This is a genomic window from Streptomyces sp. NPDC057280 (genome assembly GCF_042668605.1).
Taxonomy (GTDB): domain Bacteria; phylum Actinomycetota; class Actinomycetes; order Streptomycetales; family Streptomycetaceae; genus Streptomyces.
In genome coordinates, this window is the sequence record NZ_JBHUYR010000022.1 from 1 (window position 1) to 8,817 (window position 8,817).

At 70.5% G+C, this 8,817-nt stretch carries 1 protein-coding gene; it reads left to right on the forward strand.

Annotation, left to right across the window (positions count from 1 at the left end; translation table 11 throughout):
- Positions 1–18: 18 nt before the first annotated feature.
- A partial coding sequence (locus ACFUO4_RS45615) for an amino acid adenylation domain-containing protein (RefSeq protein ID WP_383497231.1) occupies positions 19–8,817 on the forward strand: 8,799 nt, incomplete at its 3' end.

Consider the following 8,817-nt stretch of genomic DNA (forward strand, 5'->3'; position numbering starts at 1 on the left):
TATCGCACGGGTGATGTGGTGCGGTGGTTGGCGGATGGGCAGTTGGAGTTCTTGGGGCGTGCGGATGAGCAGGTCAAGATCCGTGGGTTCCGGGTCGAACTGGGCGAGGTCGAGGCGGTTCTGTCGGCTCACGCGGGGGTTGAGCAGGCGGTCGCGCTGGTCCGCGACGGACGGCTGATCGCGTACGTCGTAGGCGATGTGGACAGTGGCGAGCTGCGGGCGCACGCCGCCTCTCGGCTGCCCGAGTACATGGTGCCGTCGGCTGTGGTGGTGCTGGACGCGTTCCCGCTGACGGTGAACGGCAAGGTCGACCGTGCTGCTCTGCCGGTGCCGGACCTGGGTGCCGGTGCGTCTCGTGGGCCCGCGACTCCGACGGAGGAGACGCTGTGCGGGCTGTTCGCCGAGGTGCTGGGCCTGGAGCGGGTCGGCGCCGAGGAGAGCTTCATTGAGCTGGGTGGTGATTCGCTGCTGGTGATGCGGCTGATCGCCCGTGTCCGTTCGGTGCTGGAGGTGTCGGTCGGAGTCCGGGAGGTCTTCGCGGACCCGACGGTGGCGGGTATCGCACGGCTGGTAGAGGGCGCCGGGGCGTCGGTGGATGTGGTGCTGGGGCGGCGCGAGCGGCCGGAGCGGGTGCCGTTGTCCTTCGCGCAGCAGCGGATGTGGTTCCTCAACCGGATGGACGAGGCGGGAGCGTCCGCCTACAACATGCCCTTCGCCCTACGGCTGTCGGGGCGCCTGGACGCGGTGGCACTGGCTGCGGCGCTGGGTGACATCGCCGATCGGCACGAGAGCCTGCGCACGGTCTTCCCGGACGTGGAGGGAGTGCCGTATCAGGAGATCCGTGAAGGCGCCGAGGGGCGTCCGGAGCTGGTCGTCGTCGAGGCCGGCGAGCGGTGGCGGGACGTCATGCAGGACGAGTCCGGGCGTGGCTTCGATCTGGCGGTCGAACTGCCATGGCGGACCACCCTGTTGAGGGTTTCGGACGCTGAGTGGGTGCTGCTGCTGGTCGCCCATCACATCGCGACCGACGCCTGGTCGATGGGCGTCCTCGCGAACGACCTCCAGAACGCCTATCGCGCACGGCTTGCCGGGGAGGCTCCGGGGTGGACGCCGTTGCCGGTGCAGTACGCGGACTACGCGCTGTGGCAGCGTGAGGTGCTGGGGGAGTTGGAGGACCCGTCGAGTGCGGCGGCCGGTCAGATCGCCTACTGGCGGCGGGCGTTGGAGGGTGCGCCGCAGGAGACGGTGCTGCCGTTCGACCGTTCGCGTCCTGCCGTGCCGACGTTCCGTAGTGGGTCGGTGCCGGTCGGGGTGGATGCGGCGACGCATGCCCGGTTGGTGGAGCTGGCCGCGCAGGGCGGCGCGACGATGTTCATGGTCGTGCATGCCGCGTTGGCGGTGCTGCTGGCGAGGATGGGGGCAGGGGAGGACGTCTGCGTCGGTACGCCGGTCGCGGGCCGTTCCGACTCGCAGCTGGAGGATCTGGCCGGCTTCTTCGTGAACACGCTTGTCCTGCGCTCCGACTTGGCGGGGAATCCGTCCTTCCGGGATCTGCTGGCGCGGGTGCGGGAGGCCGACCTGTCGGCGTACGCGCATCAGGACGTGCCATTCGAGCGGCTCGTGGACGAGCTGAACCCGGAGCGCTCTGCCGCCCGCAACCCCTTGTTCCAGGTGATGCTGGCCCTCCAGAACGTGCCCGAGGCGCGGTGGGAGCTGGAAGGGCTGTGGGTGGAGCAGGTTCCGCCGGTGGAGGACCCCGCGGCCCGGTTCGACCTGTCGGTGGACCTCAGCGAGCGGTGGACCGATGGTGGCGCCCCTGCTGGGCTGGGGGGTGGGCTGTTGTATGCCGCCGACTTGTTTGATGAGGCGACGGTGCGTGGGCTGGCCGGGCGGCTGGTGCGGGTGCTGGAGCAGGTCGCGGCTGATCCGGAGCTGCGGTTGAGCGACCTTGATCTGCTGGACGCCTCGGAGCGGGTGGCGGTCGTCGAGGAGTGGAACGCGACGGCTGAGGTGACTGAGGCCGGTTTGGTGGTGGAGCGGTTCCGCGCCCGTGTGGCTGAGGCTCCGGGGGCGGTTGCGCTGTGGTCGGGTGGGCGTGCGTTGTCGTATGCCGAGGTGGATGCGTGGTCGGATGCGGTGGCGCGTGGGTTGGTGGCGCGGGGTGTGGGGGCGGAGTCCCGGGTGGGGCTGTGCCTGCCGCGTGGGGCCGAGATGGTCGTGGCGGTGCTGGGGGTGTGGAAGGCCGGTGGGGCGTACGTGCCGCTGGATCCCGAATATCCGTCTGAGCGGCTTGAGTTCATGGTCGCGGACAGCGGTGCCGGGGTGGTGCTGGTCACGGAGGAGACGGCCGGGCGGGTGGCCTCGGGTGTGCTGCTGGATGAGGTGGTGAGTGAGGCCGGTGTGCTGCCGGAGGTGGGTGGCGATCAACTGGCCTATGTGATCTATACGTCGGGGTCGACGGGGCGTCCGAAGGGTGTGGCCGTCGCGCATGCCTCGGTGGCGAATCTGGCGTCCGTGATGCGTCCGGTGCTCGGGGTTGAGCCTGGGGTGGTGGCGTTGCAGTTCGCGTCGTTCAGCTTCGACGCGGCGGTGCTGGACGTGGCGGTCACGCTCACCGCGGGCGGCACGTTGGCGATCGCTTCGTCCGAAGAGCGGCTCGACGCTGTTGCCCTGGCCGGGATGGTGGAGGCGGCCGGTGTGGACGTGGCGAGTGTGGTGCCCTCGCTGCTGGGTGTGCTGGAGCCGGACGCGGTGCCGGGGATCGGCAACTGGGTGCTGGGCGCCGAGCGTCTGGAGGCCGGTCTGGCCGCCAAGTGGCGGGAAAGCGCCCGGGTGTGGAACACCTACGGGCCCACCGAGGCGACCGTCATCACCACCGCCGTATTGCTGGAAGACGGCATCACGGGTGAGGACGCCCCGCCCGCCATCGGCCGCCCCCTCGGGAACGTCCGCACCTACGTCCTCGACGCCTTCCTCCGTCCCGTGCCGGCGGGGGCACCCGGTGAGCTGTATATCGCCGGCGACGGTCTGGCCCGGGGGTATGTCAACCGGCCCGATCTCACCGCGGAGCGGTTCGTGGCCTGTCCGTTCGACGCTGACGGTGGCCGGATGTACCGCACCGGGGACCTGGTCCGCTGGACGGCGGATGGTCAGTTGGAGTTCGTCGGCCGTGCCGACGAGCAGGTCAAGATCCGTGGCTTCCGGGTCGAGCTCGGCGAGGTCGAGGCCGTCCTCGCCGCCCACCCGCAGGTCGAGCAGGCCGTGGCCGTCGTACGGGATGCGCGGCTGATCGGGTACGTCGTCGGCGATACGGACGAAGACGCGGTGCGGGCACATGCGGCGACGCGGCTGCCGGACTACATGGTGCCGTCGGCTGTGGTGGTGCTGGACGCACTGCCGTTGACGGTGAACGGGAAGGTGGACCGTGCTGCTCTGCCGGTGCCCGATCTGGGTGCGGGCGCTTCCCGTGGGCCCGAGACGGAGGTCGAGGAGGCGCTCTGCGGGCTGTTCGCCGATCTGCTCGGGCTGGAGAGCGTCGGGGCGGAGGAGAGTTTCTTCGCGCTGGGCGGTGATTCGCTGCTGGTGATGCGGCTCATCGCCCGTGTGCGCTCGGTGCTGGAGGTGTCGGTCGGGGTCCGTGAGGTCTTCGCGGAGCCGACGGTCGCGGGTATCGCGCGGCTGGTCGACACCGCTGCCGGGTCGACCGGTGTGGTGCTGGGGCGGCGCGAGCGGCCGCTGCGGGTGCCGTTGTCCTTCGCGCAGCAGCGGATGTGGTTCCTCAACCGGATGGACGAGACGGGGGCGTCCGTCTACAACCTGCCGCTGGTGCTGCGGCTGAGCGGGCGGCTGGACGCGGAGGCGCTGGCTGCGGCGCTGGGTGACATCGCCGATCGGCACGAGAGCCTGCGCACGGTCTTTCCCGACGTGGACGGCGTGCCGTATCAGGAGATCCGCCAGGGCGTCGAGGGGCGTCCGGAGCTGGTGGTGGTCGAGGCCGGCGAGCGGTGGCGTGAGCTCATGTGGGACGAGATCGGCCGTGGCTTCGATGTCGGGGTCGACCTGCCGTGGCGCACCACCCTGTTGAGGGTCTCAGAGGCGGAGTGGGTGCTGCTCCTGGTGGCCCATCACATCGCGACCGACGCCTGGTCGATGGGCGTGATAGCGAGCGATCTACGGGACGCCTATCGTGCCCGTCTCGCCGGCGAGGACGTCCCGAACTGGGCGCCTCTCCCTGTCCAGTACGCGGATTACGCGCTGTGGCAGCGCGAGGTGCTCGGCGAGCTGGAGGACCCGTCGAGTGCGGGGGCGGCGCAGATCGCCTTCTGGCGGGAGGCGTTGGAAGGTGCGCCGCAGGAGACGCTGCTGCCGTTCGACCGTTCGCGTCCGGCGGTGCCGACGTTCCGTAGTGGGTCGGTGCCGGTGGACGTCGATGCGGCGACGCATGCCCGGTTGGCTGATCTGGCCGCGCGGAGCGGGGCGACCATGTTCATGGTCGTACACGCGGCGTTGGCGGTGCTGCTGGCGAGGATGGGGGCCGGGGAGGACGTCTGCGTCGGGACTCCCGTCGCTGGGCGCTCGGACTCACAGCTGGAGGATCTGGCCGGGTTCTTCGTCAACACGCTCGTTCTGCGGTCCGACGCCTCCGGTAACCCCACGTTCGCTGAGTTGTTGGCGCGGGTGCGGGAGGCCGACCTGTCGGCGTACGCGCATCAGGACGTGCCGTTCGAGCGGCTCGTCGACGAGCTGAACCCGGAGCGCTCGGCGGCCCGCAATCCGCTGTTCCAGGTGATGCTCGCGCTCCAGAACGTGCCCGAGGCGCAGTGGGACCTCGAAGGGCTGGCGGTAGAGCAGATCCCGCCGGAGATGGCTCCCGCCCGGTTCGATCTGTCGGTGGGCCTCGGTGAGCGGTGGACCGATGGTGGGGCCCCTGCTGGGTTGGAGGGTGGGCTGTTGTATGCCGCCGACTTGTTTGATGAGGCGACGGTGCGGGGGCTGGCCGGGCGGCTGGTGAGGGTGCTGGAGCAGGTCGCGGCCGATCCGGAGCTGCGGCTGAGCGACCTTGATCTGCTGGCCGCCTCGGAGCGGGCGGCGGTTGTCGAGGAGTGGAACGCCTCCGACCAGCAGGTGGACACGTCGACCGTGCTGGCGCGGTTCCGCGCCCGTGTGACCGTGGCGCCGGAGACGGTCGCGGTGTGGTCCGAGGGGCGGGGCCTGTCGTATGCCGAGGTGGATGCGCGGTCGGATGCGGTGGCGCGTGGGCTGGTGGCGCGGGGTGTGGGCCGCGAGTCCCGGGTAGGACTGTGCCTGCCACGTGGGGCGGAAGCGGTCATCGCCATGCTGGCGGTGTGGAAGGCCGGCGGGGCGTACGTGCCGCTGGACCCCGAATACCCCTCTGAGCGACTTGAGTTCATGGTCGCCGACAGCGGCGCCGAGCTGGTGGTTGTCGCGGAGGAGACGGCCGGGCGAGTGGCCGCAGGGGCTCTGCTGGATGACTTGGCGAGTGATTCCGGTGTGCTGCCCGAGGTCGGCTCCGACCAGCTGGCCTATGTGATCTATACGTCGGGTTCGACGGGGCGTCCGAAGGGCGTGGCCGTGGCGCACGCCTCCGTGGCCAACCTGGCGTCCGTGATGCGTCCGGTGCTCGGCGTTGAACCTGGTGTCACGGCGTTGCAGTTCGCGTCGTTCAGCTTCGATGCGGCGGTGCTGGATGTGGCGGTCACGCTCGCCGCGGGCGGCACGTTGGCGATCGCCTCATCCGAAGAGCGGCTGGATGCGGCGGCCCTGGCGCGCATGATCGATGCGGCCGGCGTCGACGTGGCGAGTGTGGTGCCCTCGCTGCTGGGTGTGCTGGAGCCGGACGCGGTGCCGGGGATCGGCAACTGGGTGCTGGGCGCCGAGCGTCTGGAGGCCGGTCTGGCCGCCAAGTGGCGTGAAGCGGCCCGGGTGTGGAACACCTACGGGCCCACCGAGGCGACCGTCATCACCACCGCCGTACTGCTGGATGAGGGCATTACGGGTGAGGACGCCCCGCCCGCCATCGGACGGCCCCTGGGCAATGTCCGCACCTACGTCCTGGACGCCTTCCTGCGCCCTGTCCCGGTGGGGGTGACGGGTGAGCTGTACATCGCCGGGGACGGTCTGGCCAGGGGTTACGTCAACCGCCCGGACCTGACGGCGGAACGCTTCATCGCCTGCCCGTTCGACGCGGACGGTGGCCGGATGTACCGCACCGGTGACCTGGCGCGCTGGACGCCAGACGGTCAGCTGGCCTTCGTGGGCCGTGCCGACGAGCAGGTCAAGATCCGTGGCTTCCGGGTCGAGCTCGGCGAGGTCGAAGCCGTCCTCGCCGCCCAGCCACAGGTAGAGCGGGCCCTGGCTGTCGTACGGGATGGCCGTCTGGTCGGTTACGTCGTCGGGGACGTGGACGCCGAGGACGTCCGGGCCGGTGCGGCCATCCGGCTGCCGGAGTACATGGTCCCGTCGGCGGTCGTCGTCCTGGACGCCTTCCCGCTGACCGTCAACGGCAAGATCGACCGCGCTCTCCTGCCGCTGCCGGACCTGGGGGCCGGTGCGTCTCGTGAACCTGCGACTGCGACTGAGGAGGCGTTGGCCGCTCTGTTCGCCGAGGTGCTGGGGCTGGAGCGGGTCGGCGTGGAGGAGAGTTTCTTCGAGCTGGGCGGTGATTCGCTGAAGGTGATGCGGCTGATCGCCCGTGTCCGTTCGGTGCTGGAGGTGTCGGTCGGGGTCCGTGAGGTGTTCGCGGAGCCGACGGTGGCCGCCGTTGCGCGGCTCGTCGAGAGCGCCGGCGTGTCGGCGGGTGTGGTGCTGGGGCGGCGTGAGCGGCCGGAGCGGGTGCCGCTGTCCTTCGCGCAGCAGCGGATGTGGTTCCTCAACCGGATGGACGGGGAGGGAGCTGAGGGCGCCGCCGCCTACAACCTCCCCTTCGCTCTGCGGCTGACCGGCAGCCTCGATGTCGAGGTGCTGGAGTCGGCGCTGTGGGACGTTGCCGACCGGCACGAGAGCCTGCGCACGGTCTTCCCGGACGTGGAGGGTGTGCCGTATCAGGAGATCCGCGAGGGCGCCGGGGGGCGTCCGCGGCTCCAGATCGTCGACGCCGGTGAGCGGTGGCGTGAGCTGGTGGAGGACGAGGCCGGGCGCGGCTTCGATCTGGCGGTGGAACTGCCGTGGCGGACCACGCTGTTGAAGGTTTCGGAGGCGGAGTGGGTGCTGCTGCTGGTGGCCCATCACATCGCGACCGACGCCTGGTCGATGGGCGTGCTGGCCCGTGATCTGCAGACGGCCTACCAGGCGCGGTTGAGCGGCGGGACGGAGGAGCGGGAGCTGCTGGACCTGCTCCCCGTCCAGTACGCGGATTACGCACTGTGGCAGCGCGAGGTGCTCGGCGAGCTGGACGACCCCGACAGTCAGGTGTCCGCCCAGGTCGCCTACTGGAAGCGGGAGTTGGCGGGGGCGCCGCAGGAGACCGTGCTGCCCTTCGACCGGCCGCGTCCGGCGGTGCCGTCGTTCCGTAGTGGGTCGGTGCCGGTGGACGTCGATGCGGCGACGCATGCCCGGTTGGCGGAGCTGGCCGCGCGGAGCGGGGCGACGATGTTCATGGTCGTACACGCCGCACTGGTGATGCTGCTGGCGAGGATGGGGGCCGGGGAGGACGTCTGCGTCGGGACTCCCGTCGCCGGGCGCTCGGACTCACAGCTGGAGGATCTGGCCGGGTTCTTCGTCAACACGCTCGTTCTGCGGTCCGACGCCTCCGGTAACCCCACGTTCGGTGAGTTGTTGGCGCGGGTGCGGGAGGCCGATCTGTCGGCGTTCGCGCATCAGGATGTGCCCTTCGAGCGGCTGGTCGACGAGGTGAATCCGGAGCGGTCGGCGGCCCGCAATCCGCTGTTCCAGGTGCTGCTCGCGCTTCAGAACGTGCCCGAGGCCCTCTGGGACCTCGAAGGGCTGGTCGTCGAGCAGATCCCGCCGCTGGCGGATCCGCCGGCCCGCTTCGATCTGTCCCTCTCGCTGAGCGAGCGCCGGTCGGAGGACGGGTCGGTCGATGGTCTGCGGGGCGGGATTCTCTACGCGGCCGACCTGTTCGACGAGGTGACGGTGCGTGCCTTGGCCGGGCGGCTGGTGCGGGTGCTGGAGCAGGTCGCGGCCGACCCGGAGCTGCGGCTGGGCGCCGTGGACGTGCTGGAGGCGGACGAATGGGCGACGGTCGTCGAGCGGTGGAACGGCACCGCGAGCGAAGTCGAAGCCGCGACCGTGCTGGAGCTGTTCCAGGGGTGGGTGGCGCGGACACCGGAGGCGGACGCCCTGAGCTCCGAGGACCAGAGCCTGTCCTACGCCGAACTCGACGCCCGGGCCGACGCGTTGGCGCGCGGGCTGGTGGCGCGCGGTGTGGGGCGGGAGTCCCGGATCGGCCTCTGCTTCCCGCGCGGGATCGAGGCGATCATCGCGATTCTGGCCGTGTGGAAGGCCGGCGGGGCGTATGTGCCGCTGGATCCCGCGTATCCCTCCGACCGGCTGGCCTACATGGTCGCCGACAGTGAAGCCGAACTGGTCCTGGTCGCGCCCGAAACCGCCGACCGGCTGTCGGGTGAGGTGGAGACCGTCCTGCTCGACGAGCTCGACGAGCTCGACGAACTAGACGGCGACCACCACCGGACCGTGCGCGAACTGCCGGACATCGCTCCTGACCAGCTGGCCTACATCATCTACACGTCGGGTTCGACGGGGCGGCCGAAGGGTGTGGTGGTGTCGCATGCGGGGTTGGTGAATTTGGCGGGTGCGCAGGTTGAGCGGTTTGCGGTG